Origin of the sequence: Vibrio bivalvicida (assembly GCF_001399455.2) — a bacterium.
In the GTDB taxonomy this organism is placed as follows: Bacteria; Pseudomonadota; Gammaproteobacteria; order Enterobacterales; family Vibrionaceae; genus Vibrio; species Vibrio bivalvicida.
Map to the genome: position 1 here is coordinate 46306 of NZ_LLEI02000064.1, position 26426 is coordinate 72731.

Below are 26426 nucleotides of genomic sequence, written 5' to 3' on the forward strand. Positions count from 1 at the left end.
ATCTAGACGAGCTCAAATTTCAGATACAAAAAAACCAGCCTAAGCTGGTTACTTTCTCTTAAGAGAATGGAGGCGCGTCCCGGAGTCGAACCGAGGTCCACGGATTTGCAATCCGCTGCATAGCCACTCTGCCAATGCGCCTCAAATTGTGCTTGTTTACCTAACTAGCTTTAGCCAGAAAAGTAGATGGTGCCCCGGGCCGGACTTGAACCGGCACAGCGCGAACGCCGAGGGATTTTAAATCCCTTGTGTCTACCAATTCCACCACCAGGGCAACGCTAAAAGCGATGGTACACCACCATTCCCACAAGCAATGTCGTGAGAACGAGGTGTACTTTAACGGAATAAATTTTCCGGTCAATCAATTAATTTCTATTTTTGTTCAAATGGTTAAAAAGAACACCGCATCGACCAACATACCGTCAATACGGTGGTTTTATCGGCGCGATGGTTTTATTAAAGTGATAATGTTACAACGCCCTGCTCTACTTCTACCGGGTAAACCGTTAACTTTATTGTTGGCTCTTCCACACACACGCCACTACTGAGATTGAAGTGCTGCTTGTAAAGTGGAGAAGCAACACATAACTCGCCATCAATATCCCCGACTATCCCTCGACAAAGCACAAAGGCTTTACCAATTGGGTCCCAATTCTGGATAGCGAAAACGCCTTGGTTCGGAATATGGAACAGTGCGACCTGCTCACCGTCTATCAGAGCGCCTCTACCTTGGTAGGGTGAAAGATCCGATAGTCTGCATATTTTTAGTTTCTCAGCGATTTCCATTAGACTTCCTCCTTCACTGGAATGCGTTGCCCGCGTACTCTCTGATATGGAAGTACTTGACTGGCTTCTTCTGCATTAATAAACGGTTTGAACTTAGCCAGTTTGTCACTGTTTTCTAGTGTGCTCTTCCATTCACATTGATAGGTATCAACGACATGTTGCATCTGCGTTTCAAGCGAATCAGCAATACTCAATGAGTCTTCAATCACCACTTGTTTTAAGTAGTCTAAACCACCTTCTAGATTTTCCATCCATACCGAGGTTCTTTGTAAACGATCCGCCGTTCGAACGTAGAACATCAATACACGGTCGATTAACGCGACCAGTTCTGCTCTAGACAGGTCAGAGGCAATTAAGTCAGCATGTCTTGGCCTCATCCCTCCGTTACCACACACATACAGATTCCAGCCGTTCTCAGTGGCAATGACGCCAATATCTTTACTTTGTGCTTCAGCACATTCACGGGTACACCCAGATACTGCGAACTTGATTTTGTGCGGTGCGCGCAGCCCTTTGTAACGGTTTTCCAATTCGATTGCTAAGCCAACCGAGTCATCGACGCCATAGCGACACCAAGTCGAACCAACGCAGGATTTAACCGTTCTCAGTGACTTACCATAGGCGTGGCCCGTTTCAAATCCAGCATCAATTAGCGCTTGCCAGATATCCGGTAACTGTTCGACTTGCGCACCAAACAAATCAACACGCTGACCACCCGTTATCTTGGTGTATAGGTCATACTTCTTCGCCACTTCACCTAATGCGATCAACTTGTCAGGCGTAATTTCTCCCCCTGCCACTCTAGGAACAACCGAGTAAGAGCCATCTTTTTGCAGGTTCGCCATAAAGGCGTCGTTAGAATCTTGTAGCGAGCTGTGCTGTGGCTCCATGATGTGCTCATTCCATAACGAGGCAAACACTGATGCAGCGGTGGGTTTACAAAGATCACAGCCGTGACCTTTACCGTGCTTCTCTATCAATGTATCAAAGTCTTTAATCTCTTCGACTTGGCAAATATGGAATAGCTCTTGGCGCGACAACTCAAAATGCTCACAGATATGATTGTTCACCTCGACGCCCATCGCAGTCAGCTGAGCATCTAAGACACTTTTCACCATGTTGCTACAGCCGCCACAACCTGTGCCTGCCTTGGTTTCGGCCTTGAGGGTGTCAAGATCATGAGCGCCAGCTTGTATTGCATTAACTAGATCACCTTTACTCACGTTGTGACACGAACAAATAATAGCGGTATCTGCCATTTCGCCATTAAGCATTCCCGTATCAAAAAGTAGGTTTGCCGCATGGTCAGGAAGGGTCGTTTCATTTAAATAGCATTGCAGTAAAGCGTCATAGTCTGAGTTATCCCCAACAAGAATGGCGCCTAGCAGCTTGGTTCCGCTCTGATCAACCACGAGTTTTTTGTAGACGCCAGCAACCGCATCTTGCAATACCATCTCCTGCGCGCCATCCGTCGCTTTATGCGCATCACCAATCGAAGCGACATCGACACCGAGTAGCTTCAACTTGGTGCTCATATCTGCACCGGTAAAGCCTGCGTTTTCACGACCAACAAGCTTATCTGCAACAACACGAGCCATGGTATAACCGGGGGCCACCAAGCCAAATATCTTCTCTTGCCAAAGAGCACACTCTCCAATAGCAAAAATGCTCTCATCACTGGTTCGGCATTGATCATCAATGACAATACCGCCGCGCTCGCCAATATCTATGCCCGCCTGCCTAGCCAGTGCGTCTTGCGGCCTAATACCTGCAGAGAAGACAATGACGTCTACTTCAAGAGGGTCAGCGTCTTTAAACACCATCCGATGTGTAGCACCTTCGCCATCACAGATTTTTTCGGTAGCCGTTGAGGTATGAACCGTTAGACCTAGCTCTTGTATCTTCTCTTTCAGAACTAAGCCCGCACCATCATCAAGTTGAACAGGCATCAAGCGCGGCGCGAATTCGACAACATGGGTTTGCACTCCTAGCAGCTTCAAGGCGTTCGCGGCTTCCAAACCTAATAATCCACCACCAATTACAGCACCAGTCTTCGCGCCCTGACACGCTGTTTTTATTTCAGAAAGATCATCTAATGTTCGATAAACAAAAATGTTGTCTCTATCGTGACCTTCAATAGGCGGTACGAATGGATAAGATCCGGTTGCGAGCACGAGCTGATCGTATCCTATGACACTGTCCTCATCTAAAACCAAGCGTTTGTTGTCCCGTTCAATTTTGGTTACTTGGCTACCTAGCATCAGTTCAATGCCATGTTTGCTGTACCACTCTTCACTGCTTAACATCAGATCTTGATGGCTGTTACCAGAGAATAGCGATGAGAGTTGAACTCGATCATAGGCGATGAAACGCTCTTCACCAATCACCGTAATGCGCTTCTCAAGGTGGGCACCTCGTTCAACAAGCTGAGCAACAAGGTGATGCCCAACCATACCGTTACCGACGATTACTACATGTTCCATTGTCTGACTCCTTTATGCCGTCTTAGCGGGTACTTCGAGCTCTTTCTGCTCGGTACTTTTAGGTTGAGTACTTGGTTTAGACTGCTTTTCATACAAGAAGCGCAGCACTGACTGGCGGTATTTCTGATACTGCGGGTCATCGGCAAGCGCAACACGGTTACGTGGGCGGGGCAATTCAATATTCAACACCTCACCAATAGTTGCCGCTGGGCCATTAGTCATCATCACGATCTTGTCTGAAAGCAGTACCGCTTCATCCACATCATGGGTAATCATAATGACAGTATTGTTCAACTCGGCTTGGATTTTCATCAGTGAGTCTTGCAGATGAGCGCGAGTCAGTGCATCAAGCGCGCCAAAGGGTTCGTCCATCAAAAGGACTTTGGGCTGAAGGGCAAGCGCGCGGGCAATGCCGACTCGCTGCTTCATACCGCCAGAGATTTCATCAGGCTTTTTATCCGCAGCGTGAGACATTTGAATCAAGTCGAGATAATGTTCGACCTGCTCTTTGATCCACTGTTTAGAGCTTTGTTCAGAAGTGGTGTTTTGAGTTAGCTGGCTTTGTGCAATCTGCTTTACTGCCAGCTCTACATTTTGATAAACCGTTAACCAAGGCAATAACGAATGATTTTGAAACACGACTGCACGCTCTGGCCCTGGTCCACTTACCTCACGACCATCAACAATCACCCCACCATCCGTAGGTAGGTGAAGACCCGCCACTAGATTAAGTACTGTCGATTTACCGCAACCTGAGTGTCCAATCAGCGAAACAAATTCGCCTTTATTAATCTGAAGATTGACGTTTTTTAAGGCGATAAATTCGCCATTCGGGGTTGGGAATCTCATCCCCAACTGAGTTAAATCGAGTAGTGCTTTAGACATAGGAAACTCCTTTTATCGCAATGCCTGTTGCTTATTCCAAGACAACCACTTCTGTAGTTGCAACATGCCTCGGTCTAGCAGTAAACCAATGAAACCAATCGTGATGACCGCGACCATAATGCGCCCCAGTGAAGCCGAGCTGCCATTCTGGAATTCGTCCCAAACAAACTTTCCTAGTCCCGGGTTTTGTGCCAGCATCTCTGCGGCGATGAGTACCATCCATGCGATACCGAGCGATAAACGCAACCCGGTAAAGATCATCGGAATTGCAGACGGAAGCACAATGACTCTGATATGTTGCCACCAAGATAACTGCAGCACTTTGCTGACGTTGATGAGGTCTTTATCCACGCTAGTGACGCCGACTGCCGTGTTAATCAGCGTTGGCCACAAACTACACAGGGCAACTGTCAGCAACGAGTTAACAAAAGATTTAGCGAACATTGGGTCATCACTGACGTAAGTTGCGCTCACCACCATGGTGACTATCGGTAGCCACGCCAGAGGAGAGACAGGTTTAAGCAACTGAATAATGGGGTTAAATGCCTGATACGCACCTTGGTTTAAGCCAAGGACAATACCTAGCGGTATAGCAATCAAAGTGGCCAATAAAAATCCACTGGCGACCGTTATCAGGCTAGTCACGATTTGATCAAAGAATGTGGGCTTCCCCGTGTAAGGTCTAATCTTGACCTTAGCATCAGGATTTTTTGCTAGCTTTGCAGCATTACGTTTTTCTTGTCGCTCGATAAAGGCGACTTCTTTTTTTCTTTCATTCCAATGCTCTACCACTAAGTTACTGAATTGCTGGTAGGTTTGAGCCGGGCCAGGAAGTGTTCCTAGTGAAGTTTCTACCTGACGTGCACTGAAATGCCACATCATCAAGAACATCAAGATTCCAATCACAGGTAACAAAAAAGCTTTGCTCTTGTTCGCCACCAACTGCTTACTCGGAATAAGTGAGATTACATTGCTCGACATAACAACTCCTATACATCCTTGTTATTGTTTTGTTTGAGGGGACTCGCCCCTCCTCCATTTGTTTTAAACTTTGTCTTTGCCTTTAAGACCGATTGAGAACTTCTCTAGATACGCGTTAGGTGAACGGCCGTCATAGACGATGTTGTCGATAAAATGTGTTTGTGGAGTGCGGAAACCATCTTCAGTGGCAAAATCTGGGAAGTCTTTGCTGGTGAGTACCCCATCTTCAATCAGCGCTTGTGCAGCTTGTTGGTAGATATCTGGGCGATAAACCTCTTTCGCGACATCCATATACCAATCATCAGATTTTTCTTCAGGAATTTGTCCCCAACGGCGCATTTGGGTCAGATACCAAATCGCATCGCTGTAATAAGGGTAAGTGGCGTTGTGACGGAAGAATACGTTGAAATCTGGCACCTCACGGACATTGCCTTTTTCGTACTCAAAAGTCCCTGTCATGGAGTTCGCTATCACTTCGAAATCTGCGCCAACATATTCGCTTTTTGCCAACAATTTGACCGCTTCAACACGGTTGGCGTTGTTGTTTTCATCCAACCAATGCGCTGCTCGGATCAGCGCTTTCACGACACGAATGTGGGTATTGGGGTATTTTTCTGCCCACGACTTGGAGACACCAAACACTTTTTCAGGGTTGTTTTTCCAGATCTCATAGTCGGTTACAACTGGAGCGCCAATACCTTTAAATACTGCCTGCTGATTCCAAGGTTCACCAACGCAGTAACCTTCGATCGTTCCTGCTTCCATCGTCGCAGGCATTTGTGGTGGAGGAGTCACACTAAGCAGTACGTCTGCGTTGAGTTGTCCACTGTTATCACCTGACTTGGGCGCGTAGTAACCAGGATGTATGCCGCCCGCAGCAAGCCAATAACGCAGTTCATAGTTGTGAGTAGAGACAGGAAATACCATTCCCATATTGAACGGCTTACCTTCATCAAGATAACTCTCGACAACAGGCTTAAGTGCGTCAGCCTTAATTGGGTGAACTAACTTTCCATCTGCCTCGGTCGGAATATTGGGTTTCATCTGCTGCCATGTTTTGTTTGAAACCGTAATCGCATTACCGTTGAGATCCATACTGAATGCGGTAATCACTTCCGCTTGGGTGCCAATGCCAATTGTCGCGCCTAACGGTTGACCTGACAGCATGTGGGCCCCATCAAGCTCACCGTCAATCACTCTATCGAGCAAGACTTTCCAGTTCGCTTGCGCTTCTAACGTGACGTACAAGCCTTCATCTTCAAAATAGCCTTTCTCATAGGCAACAGCGAGTGGCGCCATATCGGTAAGTTTGATAAAGCCAAATTTAAGGTCTTCGAGTTCCGGCTCACCCAACTCGGCTAAGGTGCTAGGTACATAAAAGGTGGTGGTTAGCGCTGCACCCACCAGAGTACGCTTGATTGCTGACTTCCATTTCATAACTTTTCTCCAATAAAAAAGGCGCTACGCCTCCGAGGAGTCGTAGCGCCATTGCATCCTTGTCGATTACCGCCGTTGATAATGTAAGGTTACGATTGAACAGATTGTTTCTAACCTAAGTATTCCAAGTTGCGTGCCAACTTATTTAACACTTTATATTCAATAACTTACCACCAGCCCCTTTCAATCTTACCTTATGCTTGCTTAGTATTAGTGCACTTCGCACCAATGCGGAATTTTTCCTATAACCCCAAAGTGGTAGTTAAACTACTTAAGCGCCTCTAAAGTTTGCAGTAGATTTTTCGCCACTTGCGCCAAGGTTTGACTCGATTGCATCGCTGATTTTCTCATCGCTTTGTAAGCCGCATCTTCATCGACTTGGTGCATTTTCATCAATAGCCCTTTTGCTCGCTCGATGATCTTTCTTTCTTCTAATCGCAGCTCAAGCTGTTCGATTTCATCTTCAAGAGCAACCACTGAACGGCGAATCTGGCACGCATTGGCTATCCAAGGAGTCAAACAAAATTCGGTATCTGCCGGAACGAGGACATAATCCATTCTTTCCGGTAAACGACTGATATCATTAGCATCTAGTTGCTTCAACACAACCAAGAGTGGGTGCCTTCTAACGCGGCATTCTTCAATAACTACGCGTAGTTCAGCACTCGGTTGCAACCAGCCCACAACAACATAAGCGTTGGGTTCCCGGTCTAACATTTGTTCAAACTGATTAAGTTGGCAACTGATGATGTTGTCAAATTCTTGAGCGAGCAGCGTCGATAATCGTGCTAATTCTTCAACACGATCACTGCAAATGATGAGCGGATTTTTGGAGAGATTTTTGTGCATGAACATTCCTTGTTTTGCTCTCTATCTAAAACAGACATAACAAGGAATGTGCCAATTGTTCTATTTACTAACTATCACAGTAACCAGACCAGAGTAAATAGGCCTTTTCAAATGACTTTTCTAGATCGTTTGACTCAGCAAACAGTGTCGCCGCCATTGTCGAAACCACTGTATTGGCCATCATATTAAGATCACTATCTGTCGTACCAAACAGGCACTTCTTAGGTAAAGGAATGTCAGTCAGCATACGTTCGGTCCAATAATGCGATTCAACGCCTGTCGGTGTGCTCACCCAAACGGTTTGGCTGACTTTAGGGTTGTATTCTGATTCGCCAGATTGTCCTTTAAAAGAGACCACGGCGTGCCGGGTTAATCCTATCTCGCTTTCGACTTCAGCATGCAGTTGTTGGAAGCCTGGATGGAAACTACCGCGCAACCCCAGTTTTGCGCCTCCCGGGTTTAAAGCTCTGACGACCGTGTTGATCGGTGTACGCAATCCATAGCGATTCTTCCAGCCAATCATGGTTTCAGCTTGTGGAGCAAAATGCTTAAGAGGTAAATAAGCAATGCGCTTGGTCTCTAGTAGCTGTTTCGCCTGTTGCGGTGACTGGGCAACCTCAATACCAAAGGCATCGAGATAATCTTCAGCATGTAATCGTCCGGCGGGCCTATCATGATAACCATGTAACAGTACTTTGTAGCCACTGTCTGCAAGGATCTTAGCTGCTAACAGATGCCAAGGTTGCCCTGCACTTTTGCGTTTACCCGCATAGCACGGCCAGTCAATATCAGCGCCTAAGCTAGGGGCACGAGACTGAAACGCTTTTACGAAGCCTGCAATTTCCTGTTTGGTTTCGTTTTGTACTCGAATCAACATCAGTAGCATCGCCATCTGGTCGTCACCGCACTGACCATCAAGATACTCGTCCATGATTTGGTAAGCCTGATCGAAAGTAAGCGGCTTGCGTCCTCGCTCTCCTCGTCCAACCGTTCGGATACATTCTAAAATTGAGCTCATACTTCCTCTTGTGAGATCACTGACTCTATGGTCATGTTTAGTTCTTCTCGCAGTTTGACGACTTCGCCTAAGATAATCAATGCTGGACTAACCCCTTTTAACTCTCTCGCTTTAGAAGCTAATGAGTCTAAACATGACACATGCACCTTTTGCTGGCGGCTACAGCCATGAGTAATGATGGCAAGCGGAAAGTCTGCATTTAGACCTTGCTCGACCAGTCCTTGCTGAATCTCTTGCGCTTTCTCCAGCCCCATATAAAAAACCAGAGTCTGTCCTGCCCTAACAAGCTCAGACCAAGCAGGCAACGCTCCCGTCACCACCTGCCCTGTCACAAAGGTAACACTTCTAGCGATTTTTCTATGAGTTAAAGGGATATAGGAAGACGCCGCGCAACCTATAGCAGCAGTGATACCAGGAATAACCTCAAACTCAATGTTGTGCTTTGCGAGTAGTAATCCTTCTTCACCACCGCGACCAAATATGAAGGGGTCACCGCCTTTTAGCCTAACGACACGTTTACCTAATTTCGCCAGCTCGACCAGTATTTGACTAATCGCTTCTTGCTTTAAGCTCGGCTGACCGCAGCGCTTGCCCACATAAATTTGTTGGCATTTATCTGCAGCAAAATCCAAAATTTCCCTGTTTACCAGACGATCAAATACAATCACATCAGCCTGTTGAATCGCTTTCAGCGCTTTTATTGTCAACAGCTCTGGGTCATTGGGGCCTGCGCCAACCAATTGCACCTTTCCGCGTTTGATGCCTTCTGAATCACCATCACTACCTGTAAGAATCGGCTGTTTTACATATTGATGAGCAATGAAACCTGCGCCGCGTAGCCCTAATTGCGAACCCTCTTTAACCCTCTTGTCTAATTTCATAGCACGCTCCTATTTCGCAATCAGTATGGTTTGTTCGTGGCTTGTGACAAGACGCTCAACTTGGGGCAAGCATGAGCCACAGTTAGTGCCGCACTTGAGTTTAGTTTTTAGTTGATTGACGCTTGTGCAATCTCCACTCTCCAATTCACGGAGAATCTGCTTGTCGCTCACTCTAAAACAACTACAGATCAGCTCACTGGCTTCTTGCTGACTAGAGAAAGACAGCAAAGCTGAAAAAGTTAGAGGTTTACCGATTAAACTGGCAAGATTTGCCACATCGACCTCAATAGGGAGCTGAGAGATCATGAGTAAAGAACGAATGATTTTGTCTTCTCCCACTTCGTCATAACAAACTGTTAGCCAGCCACCAGCAAGCTCTAAAACGACTTTGCGTTTGTGCGGAGTTTCACCAAGCTCTGTCGCAAATGACTTGTCATAACGTTGCCTATCTGCAAAACGCCAGACGCCAATTCGCTCTTCAGATTGAAATGATTGGTAAATAAAATCGTGCTCAACAAATCGCTCACCGAGGTAAAGGCCATAGGTTTGTGCTTTTACCGGGAACAACTCTACTGGTTGAGATTTAAATGCTGGTTGTCCAGAAGAAGGGTCAGCAATGCGGCTTACTACAGCATTAACCTGACTTTCGCCTCCATACTCTCCTGCCCAGTGCATCGACATAAACAGTTGCCTTTTGCCTAACCCATCATCAATTGCCACTCTCGCAATAATCTTTCGCTCTGTCTCTGAGCTAGCTAAGGCGACCAACTGGCCTGACTTAACATCCATATAAGCTGCGGAACGACTGCTCATATACACGGTTGGTTCTGGTTCGGTGGCCGCAAGATGGGAAATGTAACCAGTACGAGTCATGGTATGCCACTGATCTCTTTGTCTGCCAGTATTTAACCACCATGATTGGTCCTGCTGTTTTGGTGGCAGTGCAGGGATGACGAACCTCGCTTTACGATCGGCAAAGCTAAATTGGCCGTTGTGTAAAGGTCGTTCTCCTCCCCACTGAATAGGTTGCCAGTTTAGGTACTCTTCATCGGTGATATTCGCGAACTCGGACAGATCAAGTAACAGTGAGCTCCCCGTATTCAGTCCTGTCATAGCCGCATATTCTCTAAACACGTCGGCCTCACGATCAAAATCAAAGGCATTTTCTCGGCCTTGTAACTCACACAGCCTTGCGCCCACATCACTGATCGCTTGCCAATCTGGCTTAGCTGCACCTTTCGCGAGCATAAACTGCCTTTGGCGAGTGAGCATACGCTCGGAGTTGGTCACCATACCTTGCTTCTCCCCCCAACCTGAGGCTGGGAGCAACAAATCCGCATACTTGGCTATATCCGAATCAGCGGTCACATCCGATACGATAACGAGTGGACATTTTTCGAGTGCACGTTTTACAAATGCATTGTCAGGCATTGAAACTACTGGGTTAGTCGCCATGATCCAAATCACCTGAATATCGCCACGTTCAACGGCTTCAAACATCTCAATCGCTTTTAGACCCGGTTGCAAAGCAAGGGTATCTGTGTTCCAAAACTCACTGACAAGCTTTATTGACTCAGAGTCAAACCCTCTATGGATTGCTAGCTGATTCGCTAGCCCACCGACTTCTCTCCCTCCCATAGCGTTCGGCTGACCAGTAATAGAAAACGGCCCCGCGCCCTGAATGCCAATCTTACCCGTCGCAAGGTGAGCATTAATAATAGTGTTGGCCTTGTCCGCACCGTATTGGGATTGATTTACCCCTTGGCAGAACAGAGTGATGGTTTTTCTGGTCGTGGCAAACCAGCGATAAAAGGTTTTCAGTTGCTCTTGGCTCAGTTCTAGTTGCTCACACAGCGCTTCTATGCCGAACTCTTTGCTCATGACGAGATCAACTAACGCACCGAACCCAGATGTATGAGACTCAATATAGGACTCGTCTAGAGAACCACTTTCAACACAGTAACGCAGCAGCCCATTAAACAGCGCAATATCACCGTCATTAGGGATAGATAGATGTAAGTCGGATTGCTCGGCCGTCACCGTTTCGCGCGGATCAATCACCACTAGCCTCAATTCAGGGTTACGTTCTCGAGCCTGCTGAATTCGCCTGAATAAAACAGGATGAGTCCACGCTGTGTTAGCACCGCAAATAACAATCAACTCTGCTTCATCAATATCGTCATAGTTAACTGGGACGACATCTTCCCCAAACGCACGATTGTGAGCGACGACTGCTGAAGACATACATAATCTTGAATTGGTGTCGATATTAGCGCTACCAACGACACCCTTCATAAACTTGTTGGCAACGTAATAATCTTCAGTAAGCAGTTGACCAGACACATACATAGCTGTCGAGTTAGGGCCGCGCTGTCTAATTGCTCTGTTGTAAGCATTCGCAATTACGTCGGTCGCATGCTCCCAGCTGACCTCTTTTCCAGCAAGTTTCGGGTAAAGCAGTCTCGATGGCATGTCTAAACTCTGGGCTAATGCGGAACCTTTTACACACAGAGCACCTTGATTAGCAGGGTGTTGCTTGTCTCCTTTAATGCCCAGTTGATTAACTTCAACACCACAACCTACTCCACAATACGGACAGGCTGTTTTTGTACATTCCTTTATCATCACTTACTCCTTGAAATAAAAAGCCTCCTCCACTGGATAAGTGAAGGAGGCTTCATCGCCTGTGACGTTGTTATGTATTTTGTAGTCTAGTTAAACCAGACTTAATGATGTCAGCAATTAAGATGCCAGTTATATTCATCCTTAGATTCAATAGGTTATAACTTTACAAACCCTAGCAATGCACCATATTTGTGCAAACAAAGATCAATATGGTTCGCAACGACCTAAACAATCACACTGCTCTTGTCCTGTATATCTATAACTCAAAGCGCTATTTATAGTTATATATATTACATGGAGCAGTTTTGAGTCATTCCCTCCATGTAAGTCTAAAGTCGATTTAATTCCATTCGAGTTTATCTTTATTCATACAGCCATTTAAAACGTGCGTTTTCCAAAAAAACATCATTAATTTAAAAATAACAAATCTATCAAATAAAATAATATTTTTATTATAAAGATCACTCAAAAGCTTTTAGTCACGCCCCTTGCGACTTATTTAACTTTTACTAATTTAAATATTACTAAATATCAGCAGCTTAAATATTGATCAACAAATTATCCCTTATGTGACGAACAGCTCATTTAGTTCGGTTTTATTGCTATAAATTTAGCCAAAACATTGATTGGGAGAATTTATAAAAACCACAAATAATATATAACTATTAAACCATACAGCTTGCTATAAATATAAGCCTCACCATTACCAAACAATATAAACTGGTAGGCGCGAGCGCGAATAAATATAAGGTATTAGAATGAAGTACATAAAAAAGCCACTCCTTTTATCCACAATTTGTTTAAGTTTAATCGCTGCTGGAGTACAGGCTTCAACGTCTAGTCAATCGCTAGTAACAAATTCGGCTGAACAACAAATCGGACAAATCAGTTACTCCACTATTATTGGGGACAACGGTGCATTTATTGACCTAGAGACAGACGAATTTGTATTGAATCAGAAAGAGTGGTTCCAAATTCAAACTTACGTCGAGGGGGCGCTATCACTCCCCATTACGGAAGCAAGTATGAAGTCTGCTTTCGACATTTCTGATGATATACCGTTTTCAAATTTTAAAGCACTTGTTGAACAATATGGCAAAGTACATTCTGAAGCGTTTTACTGGAAAAAAGATCTCTACCCAAGCATTGTAGGTTTGGCGCTGTCACTGTCTAACTACAACGATATTCAGAAATATATGATTCAGCCACTAAGCAATCAGTTAACGATAATCTTGTCAAAATCCTTTTCGCCACTGCCTGCTGATGTGCAAGCTGTCGATCAAGCTCGTCAACTCTCCATTGCTTACCTAAGTGCTCTCAAGAACTTCTCGGTAGAAAACCACAAGAAGGTAGAAAAAGCCAGCGAGGATCTACTTGCATTCGCCGCGAAAATGGAAGAACAGAAGCTCCAGTTAGAAGTACTTAAGAGCACACATAGTGGTTACTTAGATGACGATGGCAGCGAACTTCAACAGCGCGTGAATGACTTGAACAACCGTATTAATCAGCTAAACAAAGATTATAACCATTACGTCACAGTCGCATCTACTGCTGTTACTTACGCTTGGTTCCCGTTGGTCGCGGTTCCTATAATGGGTGTTTATGGTGACAAAGCGGAAAAGGCAAGAAAGCTGCGCAATCAACTTCAAGACGAAGCTAAGGTATTGGAAGCACAGCTCTCTACCACTCAGAAAGTATACAACTCTTACAAGCGTTCTACTGACAGTATTAACTATATCTCAAGCAAGATCGAGAACGCGATACCTTACGTCAACAAACTGAAACTACACTGGCAAAAGATGAACACGGACTTTGATTCTCTCATAGTTGCACTTGAAGCAGCCGAATCAAGCACTGAAATATTGCAATCCAATGCTCTGCGCGCAGCTGCAGAAGCGATGGCGAATACCGCTGTAGCGGAGCAAAACTGGAGTAGTATCAGTGATAAGGCCAAAACTTTTGCCAACAACGCATACATAGCAAAAGCCGAATAATCCCTCCAATAGACCAATAACGGGACTCTGTCCTTCACTTCCCCACCCGCGCAAATGTGTCGGGTGTGGGAAAGGCTACCCAAAGTAAAACAAAGGTAGCTCTAAATAAGGAAATAAAAATGAAAAAGATCCTTGTACTTGCAGTAACTGCCGCACTCTCAAACGGCGTCATCGCCTCAGACTGGCTTAGCATTAATGACCTGCCTGCAAACACTGAATACCCAGAGTGGCTCAACACTCCCTATTCACAAAACAACGCCTTAACACGCTCTACTTCAGATTTGTATGTAAACCTTAAAGATTGGATCAGCCAGCAGAATCTATACAAAATAAAACCGACCAAAATATATATCTTCGCCGACACTTTAGAAGTAAATGAAAACTTTAATTTGGTTATGAATAACCAAAACATCGTGATCTTTGCTCGCCGAATTATTGGAAGCGGTGTTCCAACATTTGTGCTGGGTCAACAAGGGGCTGCGGCCTCCGTTACTGTCATTGCCCAAGAAATGGAAACACCATTTAATGTATTGGCTTTCACACCTGAAGGCACTGTCACGGCAGATATGATTGATACCAATAACGTACACGGTACATCGATTATTTTATCGGGAGAACATTACATTAAACAGCAATTAGCTGAAGATCTAACGGCAAACATTCAGCTCGCGAAAACGCAATTCTCCGATATTGCCAATCGCTCTTTCGATATGGCGATTAGCCTGTATGACACGCAACCCAAAACGAGCATTGCGCTACTGGATTGGCTAGAACATAGTATGCGAAAAGCGGGAAACACGGTTACAGAAGATCCATTATTAACTGACCTTTATCTACAAGCTATCGCGTTTAAACAATTCACTGATTTAAGTAGTCGATCTGACAACTTTATTCCCTACCTAGACCGCTCGTTATACCAAGATAAATACAAAGCTTACCTCGAAGCAATGGTTGCTTTTGAGCAAAAAAGGGATTTGGTTGTCGACAGGAATAGCCGTGTAGAAGACAAAATTGAAAGTGCACGCCTTGCATTACAAAATGTCGATGACGTCCTAGAGTCTCAAGATGCAATCGTAAAGCAATCTGAACAAAACATCGCAAAATTACTAGACAGTGTTACCGAGGTTGAAGCTCAATATAAGACTCAAGAGCTAACAGCATTAAGCGCACGCAGCAACTATCTTTATGGTGTCGAGGTTTGGAAAACCCAGCAGCAGCTCAATGCAGCTTTAGCTATATTCAAGGCTATTGCCGAGATTGGTAGCGCAGTCAGTGGCGTATTTACAGGTAACCTTTCAGGGATCAATGACGTCACCGAGCAACTTGCAAAAACACCTGAAGCACTCGATAAAGCAAAGAATCTAGTCACTAATATTAAAAGCGTTACTGGTATCATTGATAGTATTACGAAAACGGTTGCGGGTATTGCCTCTTTAACCAATGAAGTGAAATCCACTATCAAGCAGCAACGCATTTCTGAAACTATGGACTCATTCGATTTTGCCGTCCCTTCTCTAAATGAAAGCAACCTTGCATGGGATCTGATGCTTACTGAGGTAAGAAGCAACCTTCGCTACGCAGATTCGCTTGGGATCAAAGGTGCACGCGTTTATCTCCTTGAGCTCGAAAAGCAAGTTCTGTTGGGTAAAGCCATCAACGCATCGCAACTTAATCTTGTCCAAGAGCAAGCTAAGCTTGTCGATCTTCTTCTTACTCGTAAGGTCACCATTAACCAGAAAGATCGACTCGCCAAACTGATCTCTGAAGCCGCAACAGACGGTGAAGCCCTTAAGAGCATTGAGCAAGAATTAGCGCGGGTATCGTTGCACTTTAAACGCCCAATGTTCGTTGCACTATCGAACTATGTTGCAGCTTACGAGTACTGGGCGCTTAAGGATAGCGATATTAAGCCGAGTCTGAACAAATCCTACCTAGATTACCAGTTTGACCTAGCTGCAATTGAAAACGAGTATGTCAACGCACTTAACCGTTTCCAACCAGCACCACAGGACTTCAACATCGACAATTTCGTTATTGATGATCCTAAGCAAATTGAAGCTTTGGCAAAAACAGGCGAATTCAATTTCAATGTTCCTTTGTCACAATCTCAATTCTGCGCTTTTGATCGCGTAAGACTTGATAAGATTCGAGTCTTTATCGAAGGTGAGAACCTACCCTATGGTCAACAATTTAATTTAAGTATTTCAAACGGGGGCAATTATTATGATCGCTTTAAGCAAGAAGAATTCAAGTTTAGCGCAAACCCTTTAACTAGAGCCTTCTATTATCGTCTTGATGATGCAGCAAATAACCAAGTCAGTATCATTAGCGACGGAGCTCTCTCAGACAAATTTGCTTATGCTTACTTTGAACCAACCCCCTTCACAAACTGGAACGTAACTCTCAATAACTTTGACGCAAGTAACACTCAAAGCAATCAGTACTTAAACTCAATCGAACGTTTACGGGTCGAGTTCTCTGGTAATGGGATACCTAACGGGAGAAGTTGTTCGAATTGATGTAGGAATAGAAACGAATCATATGGATACAAAAAAACCAGCATACGCTGGCTAATGTATTCTATAAAAGAATGGAGGCGCGTCCCGGAGTCGAACCGAGGTCCACGGATTTGCAATCCGCTGCATAGCCACTCTGCCAACGCGCCTCAAATTTTGTTTTTACCTGATAGAACCAGTAAAGGTAAAGATGGTGCCCCGGGCCGGACTTGAACCGGCACAACGCGAACGTCGAGGGATTTTAAATCCCTTGTGTCTACCAATTCCACCACCAGGGCACACAAATTTCTTTGTGATGCCGTTTAGAACAATAAACACCATCTTAAATTTTTAAAAAGAATGGAGGCGCGTCCCGGAGTCGAACCGAGGTCCACGGATTTGCAATCCGCTGCATAGCCACTCTGCCAACGCGCCTTTTCTTTCAACGCTTTAGGTTACCCACCGCTGCGTTCGCTGCATACTTTACGGATTGGGCGATAAGAGTCAAATAAAAATCTCACTTTTTAATTTGTTTGCTGAGTTTTAAAGCAAATTGGCGCGAGTTTGATCTGGCTTGGCTATTTTTCCATCTGGTTAACCTTTATAGCCCCTCCAGTTCGACCCTATCTGCTTTGGGTAGCTTTTTGGCAACAAGCGCATTACCTTCAAATTTGATACCTTGCCAACCAAAGTGGATAAAGTTACGAATATTGGTGTGATCTTGGCCGTCAGGATTACCTAACACATCTTCACGGTAGAACTTCCCAAAACAGGCGAGCGTTGATGCTGGGTCTAGTTGATTAAGAAGGCCAAAGGAAAAAATTTTGCACGAGCCATTGTTTTGGTTTGCATCGTTTAAGATCTCGCCATTCACAAATGCCGTCGGTGTGAATATGTAGTTTGCTTCAATGATCGCCATCGTATCTTCGAACTGAACAGAGTCTGGTGACTGTGCAAGGGTGTCTAGAAATAGCTTCAGATCCATATGTTATCTACTCCAATTGTGTTGATTCGAGTCTATGCCATCGATCCAAAGAAAAAAAGCCCTTTCGAATCGAAAGAGCTTTTGTTGCTAGAAGTCTTTAGTACTTAAATTGCGAAACCTCGACATTCAAGCGATCTGCTTCACTCGACAAGCCTTGCAATACGTCATCTACATCTTGTACCTGTATAGATACGGCTGAAGACGCATCTGCGATAGAGGTGATACTACCACTTATTTCCTCTGTCACAGCTTTCTGCTCTTCAGTGGCTGCAGCAATTTGAATGTTCATTTCGTTGAGGTCATTGAGCATGCTGACAATTTGTTCCAACATTTGAGTATTCTTATCACAAGTTGTAACTCCCTCCGAGACCGTGTTGTTGGCACTTTCAATGCTTTGAGACACGCTCTGAGTTTCACGCTGCAACGATTCAATTTTTCCGCGGATCTCTTCTGTCGACGATTGGGTTCTTCCCGCCAAAGATCGTACCTCGTCAGCTACCACCGCAAATCCTCGACCTTGTTCTCCGGCCCTTGCGGCCTCGATGGCAGCGTTCAGAGCAAGAAGGTTGGTCTGTTCAGCAATGCCTTGAATTACGTCTAATACTTCAGCGATGGAATTTGTCTCGGTATGTAGCCTTTGAATTGCTTCAACAGCGGTTGTCATCTCAGTATCTAACCGTGAAATCTCGGAACCTAGATTTTGACCAACTTGCACACCTTCACTTCCGGTGTCATTGGCATTTCTTACAAACTCAGCGGCTCGAGTTGCGAATTGAGCCACTTCAGCAATAGATGCACTCATTTCATTCACTGCCGTCGCAACTGACTCTGCTCTGTGGTTCTGATCAGCCACCGAGTCGCGGGTAGTGTTCATATTCACCGCCATACTCTGTGTGTTGCTATTAAGGTTATTCGTCGTTTGGGCAAACTGGCCAATGATATCTTGCAGATGGGCAAATAAGGTATTGAGAGAGATAGCCAAATCCGTCATTTCATCTTTGCCTGATTCTTCTAAACGCTGGGTAAGATCGTTGTTTTTGCCTATCCACTGTACCTTTTCACTCGCCAGTATAATTGGCTTCGCGATACTCGTCCCCAGAACATAAGAGATAAACACCGCAACCAGTACAACGATAATGATACTGGTGATCACAGTCATAATAAGAGAGCTAACTAAGGTTTCTACGTCTGCTAACGCTTCCTCTTTATCAATTTCGGTGAGGATACCCCATGTAAGCCCTGCAGCATTGACTGGTGAATAGACTGAAAGTACCTCACTCCCCCGATAGTCTTTCACTATGTCCGAACCACTTTGGCCTTTAAGTGACGAGCGAGATGTAGCTGTAGAAACAGGTTGACGGCCAATTGCTGAAGACTTACCTTCAATTTGATCAAGTATAGACTTGGAAACACCAGATGATTTTAATGCCGCAAGATACTTATTAATATCTTCTATCAAGAACCTTGACTCACTACGAAGTAACCCATCTTGACCGACTAAGTAGGTCTCACCACTATCCCCCAAACCAGCAAAGCTCCAGTTGCCGTTAAAGGTCATAATACGGTTGATTTCATCGACTGGCATTTGGAAGATTAACACGCCAATTGTTTTGTTTGATTGTTTTACAGGCGTAGCTATAAATGAAGCTGCCGCTTCATAAGAAGGATAATAAGGATAGAAGTCTTCCAAGTGATATTGGCTAGCTGACAAGTTTAAGGCATTTTTAAACGCCTTTGCTATGCCGCTATTCGCATAAGGCCCAGTATTTAGGTTCGTTGCATAATCAAGTTCTTTAAATACCGAGTAAACAATATTCCCTTCCATATCCACTAGGAAAATATCGTAATAGCCAAACTCTTCGAGGAAACCTTTAACGCTTGGGTGATAAGTAGCGTGTACAGAATCATATTCGGTTCCCAAGGAGTCACTCATTAAGTTGTGCTTTTCCCCCAGAGGATTGGGGTTAGTACCAATATAACGGGCTTGGAGTGCTTTGCTACGTGCAGATAGTGCGTTAAGTTTTTGCATTTCGTTCGCAGAGGCACCACCATTCGCCCCTTTATACGTCGCACCAAAATTGGCCTGATAGTATGACCGGAGTTTATTAATATCACTGTCTGAGACTTGTTCTACAGGGTAAGATTGAAACGCTTCGCTAAATGCCACCATTGCGTCTTTAACACCAATGGAGTTAGCGGTTGTCACGACTTGACCACTAATGTGTTTGAAATAGCTCTCTATTTCGTTTTTCTTGATTTCACGAACTGAAATCAGCTGACTGGTTGCCCGTTCAAATAGAGCTTGCTCAGAGAGTCCGGACGATCGCCACCCTACAATGACCCCCGTGGCGACAACTGCCAAAGTACATAATAGTGTTGAAGCTAACACTATTTTCGTTGCAATCTTCATAACGATACCCCCTCACAGATAGTCCCTATCCGCTCGTTTATATTAGAGGAAACTCGCCAAACAACGTTGTAGTAATACTTTTCTTCCGATGAAGTATCTCTAGCAAGCCGAGTTATTATTTGTATATGCATGCTGTGCTATAAGTGTAAGCACAAATAATAAACTTTTCGATTAGTTGTTAAAAAATATTCTCAAACTAACTACTTAAAGGAAGGGCTAAACCTAGCTGAACGGGGTCTTTATCGCTACATTCTGATACCTCCATCGACTTCAATGATTCGCCCATTGATATAATCATTGTCGAAAATAAATTTAACCGTATTGGCAATTTCAGCCGTTTCACCCATTCTACCAACAGGAATCATTGATTCTAACCTTGCAATCGCTTCGGGTTTCATCTGAGCTGCCATCGGGGTTTCAATCACACCAGGCGCAATGGCCGCCGCCCTAATACCAAATCTCGCAAGCTCTTTTGCCCATGTAGTCGCCAAAGTCGCAACTGCCGCTTTTGAGGCCGCATAATTGGATTGACCTATGTTTCCCGCACGAGCAACACTTGAGATGTTAATGATCACCCCCTTACTTTGAGTGTTAATCATATGCAGAGCTGCTTCTCGCCCACACAGAAAGGTTCCGATAAGGTTGACGTTGACCACTGAATTAAACTGCTCTAGTGACATTTTAGAAATTTGACCATCTTTGACTTTTACTAGTAGACCGTCCCGGAGAATACCCGCATTGTTAACTAATCCATCGAGACGGCCAAAGTCTGTGACAATGTCACTAAACACCTGTTCAACTTGTGACTCACTGGTAACATCCGCGCGGTATGTTAACGCTTTAACACCGAGCATATGACACTGCTCTTGAGTCTGTCTGAGTGATTCTTCATTGACATCAATCAACGCCATTTCCGCACCAGCATGGGCTAACGTTACCGCCATCATTTGCCCTAGACCCTGCCCTGCTCCTGTAATCGCAATCACACTTTCTTTCAAGTCCATAGCTTTCCCCCTTAGCGCTGGCTTTTGATCTGATAGAACTCAAATAAACTAGAGAAATCGAGTTCTTGATTACCATTCATATTGTGAAAGGCGTATAGATTGCGTGCCAATGACCCCATAGGTACTGAGGATTGGCTCTTGGTTGCCGCTTCCAAACCAAGACCAAGATCCTTAAGCATTAGTTTACTCATAAATCCAGGCTGGTACTGATTAGAGGCTGGCGCATTTTCCATTACACCTGGGCATGGATTATAAAGTTCCAATGCCCAGTTCCGACCTGAGCTTTGCAGCATAATGTTGGAGAGCACTTTAGGGTCTAGGCCATTGTCTATTCCTAAGTTAAGCGCTTCACAGGTGCCAGACATTAAGATACCGAGCATTAAGTTATTGCAGATTTTACCCATTTGCCCGCAGCCCGTTTCACCTGCATGAAATATATTTTTGCCCATATGCTGCAGTATTTTCTCTGCTTTATAGAATGCTTCGCCACTACCACCGACGATAAAAGTGAGAGTGCCTGCTTTTGCGCCAGCAACACCACCAGAAACAGGGGCATCGGTAAAGAAAATGCCTTTACTCTTTGCGGCTTGCCCAACACAGCGAGCCGATTCAGGATCAATGGTCGATGAATCAATGACTAGGGCACCTGTTTGAATGTCGTTAAGAAGTCCTTCGTTACCATCACTTCCCAAATAGACTGATCTCACATGCTCACCAGTAGGTAACATAGTGATCACCACGTCGGCGCCTTCTACAACACTCTCTAATGAGTCACACACTTTTGCCCCTGCTTCAGCAAGGGTTTGGGTTAGGCTCTCCACTAAATCATACACTTGCACATTTTGGCCCGCAGAGACCAAGTTTATTGCCATTGGCGCACCCATGTTACCCAGTCCAATAAAAGCAATTGTTTCCATGACGTTTCTCCAAATATTAGATTTACCTAGCTAGAAGTTGCGAGCTAGTAATGACCTAACTGCGACAGTGGGTGTGTGTCATCCGACCAAAGAGACGTGAATAGGCCATCAATCACCTTTTCTTCTACTTCAGCAACACTCTTATAGCGCCAATTAGGTGTCCCATCCTTATCAATCAATCGTGCGCGTACCCCTTCGCGAAATTCTCCTAACAGGGCGCTACGCACCGAAAGGTTCAGCTCTAAGCGAAAACACTCCGCAAGGGATTTGTGTCGGTACTGCGTCATCTGGCGATAACAGATATGGGCGGTTATCGCACTGCCTGATACAAGGTTGTTTTTGGCAACGTCTAACCATTTTTCTCCAAAGGCTAGTGCCTTAATATTATCGACAACTTGAATAACGCTATCAGCATGGCAAGCTGATTGAACGTGATTGAGGTAAGGCACAATTTGCTCATTGGGTTTATGCCCATCAACATCCGATTCGAATGATTCGAGCATCTCGGTCACCACTTCATAAGCATCATCAACACAATCCCAATCGGCAACTTGGAGTTGCTGCAGTAAAGTAGATTTGTGCTCAGGTAGAGCCATATGATCAGCCAAGTGAAGCGCGACCGCATCTGCTGCGTTGACCATCATTCCCGTCAAGCCTAAAAAAAGCCCGACCCCGTTGTCGAGACGGTTTAAAAACCAAGTGGCACCGACATCTGGATAGAGGCCAATACTGATTTCTGGCATAGAAAGGCGAGAGTTAGGAGTCACTACCTTATGACTTGACCCCATGTAAAGTCCCATTCCTCCACCCATTACTATTCCGTGCCCCCAAGCAATAATGGGCTTACAGTAGGTATGGATAAGATAGTCGCATTGATACTCGACAGCGAAAAAATGTGAACAAAAATCTTGAATCTGCTCTTCAGTCGATCCACTCATCACGCTGTACATGGTACGAACGTCCCCGCCGGCACAAAACGCTTTTTCCCCCTCTCCCTCTAACAATACACATACAATGGCTTCATCTTCATGCCATTTATCCAGTTGATGTTTCAAGCTCGCTAGCATATCCACTGACAACGCATTTAACGATGGTGCATTGTCTAGTGTGACAACCGCTATTTTATGCGCACTGTCACTACAGGGCAGCTCCGCAAAATGGACTGAATCACTCATATAGCTTCCTCCTGAACCTATTTGTTTTTCCATTCTGGGCGACGTTTTTCTAAAAAGGCGTTAACGCCCTCAGTCTGATCTTGTGTATCAAATAGGTGAATAAATAGCTCGCGCTCTTTCACAAGCCCGTCTGTTATGGGGTTTGCGCGAGCATTCTGAATCAGAGCTTTGCACGCTGAAACGGAAGGTGGCGATTGATTGGCAACCATTTCTGCCAATTTAATCGCGACGGATAGTGCCTCTCCTTGTTCAACAACCTCTTCAACTAAACGGATAGTAAATGCCTTGTCCGCACTAACTTGCTCACCACACAAAATCATTCGCTTCGCCCACCCTTCGCCAACCAAAGCTGTAAGATTTTGTGTACCACCAGCACACGGCAGCAAACCTACTTTAGCCTCTGGTAGTGCCAGTTTGGCTTGCTTTTCGGCAATTCGAATATCACAAGCGAGCGCGACTTCTAAGCCGCCTCCCATCGCATAGCCATTAATCGCAGCAATTGACACACCGCGAAACGCGCTGAGTGTTTCAAACGCTTCACCAAACGCACCGGCCATACCTTCCGCAACCTCCTTATCTCCCGAAGAAAATAAGTTAAGATCAGCGCCTGCAGAGAAAAATTTTTTCCCTTGCCCGGTCAGCACTAACGCATAAACATCCAAATTACGATTGAGTGCGATAACCAATTCTTTGAGTTGCTGTAAACTCTGCTTCGTCCATGTATTTGCAGGCGGGTTATTCATTGTCAGTACAGCGACGTGGTTATGTATCTTGTATTCGATAGGGTTAGTTGCTTGCTGTGACATAAGCTCTTTCCTTAGAGAATTTCGGAACCTTCACTTAAAAGATGTCTAGCGACAATGACTCGCATGATCTCGTTAGTCCCTTCCAAAATCTGATGCACCCTTACGTCTCTAAAGTGACGTTCCATTGGGTACTCTTTGATATAACCATAGCCCCCATAGACTTGGAGTGCCTGATCGCAAACCATAAAACCCACATCGGTAGCAAAGCGTTTTGCCATTGCGCAGTACGCAGTTGCATCAGAGTCACCGTTATCAAGTTTACTGGCTGCCAGTCTCACCATTTGCCTAGCAGCGACCAGCTCTGTCACCATATCGGCTAGCTTAAATTGAAGCGCTTGAAAGTGCGCAATAGGTTTACCAAACTGCTGGCGTTCATTGGCATATTGAATCGCGTGATTTAATGCTTGCTGAGCAGTCCCGACCGAACAAGTCGCGATATTTATTCGACCACCGTCTAGCCCTTTCATTGCAAGTACAAAACCTTGCCCTTCTTCACCCAGCAAGTATTCTTTGGGAACGACCACATTTTCGAAAGTAATACTGCGTGTTGGCTGTGAGTTCCAACCCATTTTGGGTTCTTTGCGTCCATAGCTGACTCCTTCACTATTTGCTGGAACAACAAACGCTGAAACTCCTTTGGCGCCTTCACAACCTGTTCTCGCCATAACAACCAGCATATCGGTCTCTCCGGCACCAGAGATAAACACCTTAGATCCATTTATAACGTAACCTTGCTCAGTCAGTTTAGCGCTGGTAGTAAGAGAGGCAGCGTCAGACCCAGCATTAGGTTCAGTTAAACAGTACGAACCAAGCCACTCACCGCTTATCAGCTTTGGGCACATCTGTTCTTTGACACTATCGCTTGCGAAACTGCCTACCATCCAAGTCACCATGTTATGAATAGTCATGAAGGCTGTGGTCGAAGTACATCCCATCGCAAGTTGTTCAAATATAATTGAGGAATCTAGGCGACTTAAGCCCAGCCCCCCTTGATCCGCAGGAGTATAAAGGCTGAGAAAACCTAACTCGCCCGCCTGACCCAGAACCTCTTTGGGGAAGATTTGTTGCTCGTCCCACTCTGAAGCATTTGGTGCCAGCTTTTCTCTTGCAAACTGCGCGGCGGTATCCGCGAAGGCTCTTTGATCTTCATTGAGTTCGAAGTTCATATCCCCTCCTTATCGAAGTTGTATCGTCATGTTTGGCCCAGTTGGAATGTCGTCATCAAACCAACGTGCAGTAACGGTCTTGGTTTCGGTGTAAAAACGCACCGCTTGCTTGCCATAAGCGTGTAAATCACCATAAAAACTGCCACGCCAACCGGTAAATGAGAAAAACGGAAGCGGAACTGGGATTGGGACGTTAATCCCAACTTGCCCGACTAATATTTCATGCTGGTATTTTCTCGCCGCAGCACCATTGGCAGTAAAAATAGACGTGCCATTCCCATATGGGTTATTGTTGATTAGCTCGATAGCATCTTCAAGGGTTTCAACCTCTAAGCACACCAGCACTGGGCCAAAAATCTCTTGTTGATAGATAGACATATCAGTCGTCACACCGCTAAATAACGTTGGCGCTAGCCAGTTACCATCAGGATAGCCGTCAACAGTACACTGGCTTCCGTCAAGTTCGCATTTTGCTCCTTGTGTTTTGCCTTCTTCTATCAAACCTAACACACGCTGTTTGGCCTGTTTGCTAATTAGAGGCCCGTAGCCTGCATGCTCATCGTTCCACGCTCCTGGTTTTACTTTTGACATTTCTGCAGCTAAATCGCCAATCCACTCTTTTGAATTACCAACGAACACCGCGACTGAAATCGCCATGCAGCGCTGCCCCGCCGCCCCCACTGAAGATCCCACAAGGTTATTGATTACCTGAGATTTATTGGCATCTGGCATGACAACCATATGATTTTTGGCCCCTGCAAAGGCTTGAATGCGCTTATTGTTCGCGGTACCTGTATGGTAGATATATTGAGCAACGGCAACTGAACCAACAAATGAGACAGCTTTAATGACTGGGTGCTCAAGTATGTAATCCACCTGTTCTTTGCCGCCATGCACAACTTGCAGCACACCTTTGGGCGCACCGGCTTGCTCAAACAATTCAGCGAGACGCATTGCGGTTAAAGGGACTTGCTCTGAAGGCTTAAGAACAAAGGTATTACCAGCCGCAATCGCAAGTGGGAACATCCACAAAGGAATCATCGCAGGGAAGTTAAACGGGGTAATCCCACAGCACACACCCAAAGGTTGAATCAGTGAGTAGGAATCAATATCTGTAGCGACGTTCTCAACCGTTTCTCCCATCATGTTACTGGCAATATTCCCCGCTTGCTCGACCACCTCAATACCACGCCAAACATCGCCTTTAGCATCAACAGTCGTTTTGCCTGTCTCTTTAGACAAAATCATCGCGAGCTCATCATGGTGCTCTTTTAACAAATGCTGATACCTAAGCATGACGCGGGCGCGCTCAGAGACAGCGACATTTTTCCATTGATGAAAAACGCTCTCTGCACTACGAATTGCTCGCTCCAGTTCACCGTCTGTTGCACAGGGAAGCTCGGCAATGATCTGATTGGTAGCAGGATTAGTAACATCGATCCATTCGCTGGTTTCAGACTGGCAAAATTCGCCGCCGATAAATAAAGAGACTAACTGTGTCATTGTGTTTTCCTTTGCTTTTGCGTTGG

At 45.2% G+C, this 26426-nt stretch carries 19 protein-coding genes and 5 tRNA genes; 2 read left to right on the forward strand and 22 right to left on the reverse strand.

Translation table 11 applies throughout. The annotated features are described in order from the left end of the window. Positions 1 to 67: 67 nt before the first annotated feature. The 11 genes from APB76_RS18375 to APB76_RS18425 form a co-directional block, all read right to left on the reverse strand. Positions 68 to 141, reverse strand: a tRNA-Cys gene (locus tag APB76_RS18375). 46 nt (positions 142 to 187) lie between these two features. Then, a tRNA-Leu gene (locus APB76_RS18380) sits at positions 188 to 274 on the reverse strand. Positions 275 to 456: 182 nt separating this feature from the next. Further along, positions 457 to 786 carry a nitrite reductase small subunit NirD gene (gene nirD / locus APB76_RS18385; RefSeq protein WP_054962258.1) on the reverse strand — a complete coding sequence of 110 codons (330 nt, stop codon included), beginning with the start codon at positions 784 to 786 and terminating at the stop codon, positions 457 to 459. Continuing rightward, positions 786 to 3269, reverse strand: coding sequence for a nitrite reductase large subunit NirB (gene nirB, locus APB76_RS18390; protein ID WP_049843066.1), 2484 nt, complete (start codon positions 3267 to 3269; stop codon positions 786 to 788). Before nirB ends, nirD begins: the two co-directional genes overlap by 1 nt. 12 nt (positions 3270 to 3281) lie before the next feature. Next, positions 3282 to 4154, reverse strand: a complete 873-nt coding sequence (locus APB76_RS18395) for an ABC transporter ATP-binding protein (protein WP_049843067.1) — start codon at positions 4152 to 4154, stop codon at positions 3282 to 3284. 12 nt (positions 4155 to 4166) lie between these two features. Further along, complete coding sequence (locus tag APB76_RS18400) at positions 4167 to 5135, reverse strand: ABC transporter permease (protein ID WP_049843068.1); 969 nt, start codon at positions 5133 to 5135, stop codon at positions 4167 to 4169. A gap of 63 nt (positions 5136 to 5198) precedes the next feature. Further along, positions 5199 to 6572, reverse strand: coding sequence for a CmpA/NrtA family ABC transporter substrate-binding protein (locus tag APB76_RS18405; RefSeq protein ID WP_049843069.1), 1374 nt, complete (start codon positions 6570 to 6572; stop codon positions 5199 to 5201). A 267-nt stretch (positions 6573 to 6839) separates the two neighbouring features. Further along, positions 6840 to 7421, reverse strand: coding sequence for an ANTAR domain-containing response regulator (locus tag APB76_RS18410; RefSeq protein ID WP_049843070.1), 582 nt, complete (start codon positions 7419 to 7421; stop codon positions 6840 to 6842). Between the two features lie 67 nt (positions 7422 to 7488). Further along, positions 7489 to 8439, reverse strand: coding sequence for a glycosyl transferase family protein (locus APB76_RS18415; protein WP_049843071.1), 951 nt, complete (start codon positions 8437 to 8439; stop codon positions 7489 to 7491). Continuing rightward, entirely contained in the window at positions 8436 to 9320 is an 885-nt protein-coding gene (cobA, locus tag APB76_RS18420; protein ID WP_049843072.1) for a uroporphyrinogen-III C-methyltransferase, read from the reverse strand. The genes APB76_RS18415 and cobA overlap by 4 nt, the downstream gene beginning before the upstream one ends. Positions 9321 to 9329: 9 nt before the next feature. Next, positions 9330 to 11945, reverse strand: coding sequence for a nitrate reductase (locus APB76_RS18425; RefSeq protein WP_054962259.1), 2616 nt, complete (start codon positions 11943 to 11945; stop codon positions 9330 to 9332). Positions 11946 to 12703: 758 nt separating this feature from the next. On the opposite strand from APB76_RS18425, the gene APB76_RS18430 reads away from it, so the two are divergent. Together APB76_RS18430 and APB76_RS18435 are read left to right on the forward strand one after the other, a co-directional pair. Then, on the forward strand, positions 12704 to 13939 hold the full coding sequence (locus APB76_RS18430) for an alpha-xenorhabdolysin family binary toxin subunit A (protein ID WP_054962260.1): 1236 nt from the start codon (positions 12704 to 12706) through the stop codon (positions 13937 to 13939). 119 nt (positions 13940 to 14058) lie between these two features. After that, complete coding sequence (locus tag APB76_RS18435; RefSeq protein WP_054962261.1) at positions 14059 to 16458, forward strand: hypothetical protein; 2400 nt, start codon at positions 14059 to 14061, stop codon at positions 16456 to 16458. 72 nt (positions 16459 to 16530) lie between these two features. Here APB76_RS18435 and APB76_RS18440 read toward each other — a convergent pair. The 11 genes from APB76_RS18440 to APB76_RS18490 all read right to left on the reverse strand — a co-directional run bounded on the left by APB76_RS18440 (position 16531) and on the right by APB76_RS18490 (position 26400). Further along, a tRNA-Cys gene (locus tag APB76_RS18440) sits at positions 16531 to 16604 on the reverse strand. A 42-nt stretch (positions 16605 to 16646) separates the two neighbouring features. Continuing rightward, positions 16647 to 16733, reverse strand: a tRNA-Leu gene (locus APB76_RS18445). Positions 16734 to 16795: 62 nt separating this feature from the next. After that, positions 16796 to 16869: transfer RNA gene (locus APB76_RS18450), tRNA-Cys, on the reverse strand. A 166-nt stretch (positions 16870 to 17035) separates the two neighbouring features. After that, positions 17036 to 17419 carry a HopJ type III effector protein gene (locus APB76_RS18455; protein WP_054962262.1) on the reverse strand — a complete coding sequence of 128 codons (384 nt, stop codon included), beginning with the start codon at positions 17417 to 17419 and terminating at the stop codon, positions 17036 to 17038. Between the two features lie 97 nt (positions 17420 to 17516). Next, positions 17517 to 19829 carry a methyl-accepting chemotaxis protein gene (locus APB76_RS18460; protein WP_054962263.1) on the reverse strand — a complete coding sequence of 771 codons (2313 nt, stop codon included), beginning with the start codon at positions 19827 to 19829 and terminating at the stop codon, positions 17517 to 17519. A 245-nt stretch (positions 19830 to 20074) separates the two neighbouring features. Further along, the gene (locus tag APB76_RS18465) at positions 20075 to 20833 is read right to left on the reverse strand and encodes an SDR family oxidoreductase (protein ID WP_054962264.1); all 759 of its coding nucleotides are present in this window, start codon (positions 20831 to 20833) and stop codon (positions 20075 to 20077) included. 11 nt (positions 20834 to 20844) lie between these two features. Continuing rightward, positions 20845 to 21750 (reverse strand): 3-hydroxyisobutyrate dehydrogenase, encoded by a 906-nt coding sequence (mmsB, locus tag APB76_RS18470; protein ID WP_054962265.1) that lies wholly within the window; start codon positions 21748 to 21750, stop codon positions 20845 to 20847. A 44-nt stretch (positions 21751 to 21794) separates the two neighbouring features. Further along, entirely contained in the window at positions 21795 to 22925 is a 1131-nt protein-coding gene (locus APB76_RS18475; RefSeq protein WP_054962266.1) for an enoyl-CoA hydratase/isomerase family protein, read from the reverse strand. Between the two features lie 17 nt (positions 22926 to 22942). Then, positions 22943 to 23731, reverse strand: a complete 789-nt coding sequence (locus APB76_RS18480; RefSeq protein ID WP_054962267.1) for an enoyl-CoA hydratase — start codon at positions 23729 to 23731, stop codon at positions 22943 to 22945. An 11-nt stretch (positions 23732 to 23742) separates the two neighbouring features. Beyond that, on the reverse strand, positions 23743 to 24897 hold the full coding sequence (locus tag APB76_RS18485; protein ID WP_054962268.1) for an acyl-CoA dehydrogenase family protein: 1155 nt from the start codon (positions 24895 to 24897) through the stop codon (positions 23743 to 23745). A gap of 9 nt (positions 24898 to 24906) precedes the next feature. Beyond that, positions 24907 to 26400, reverse strand: coding sequence for a CoA-acylating methylmalonate-semialdehyde dehydrogenase (locus APB76_RS18490; RefSeq protein ID WP_054962269.1), 1494 nt, complete (start codon positions 26398 to 26400; stop codon positions 24907 to 24909). Positions 26401 to 26426: the final 26 nt, after the last annotated feature.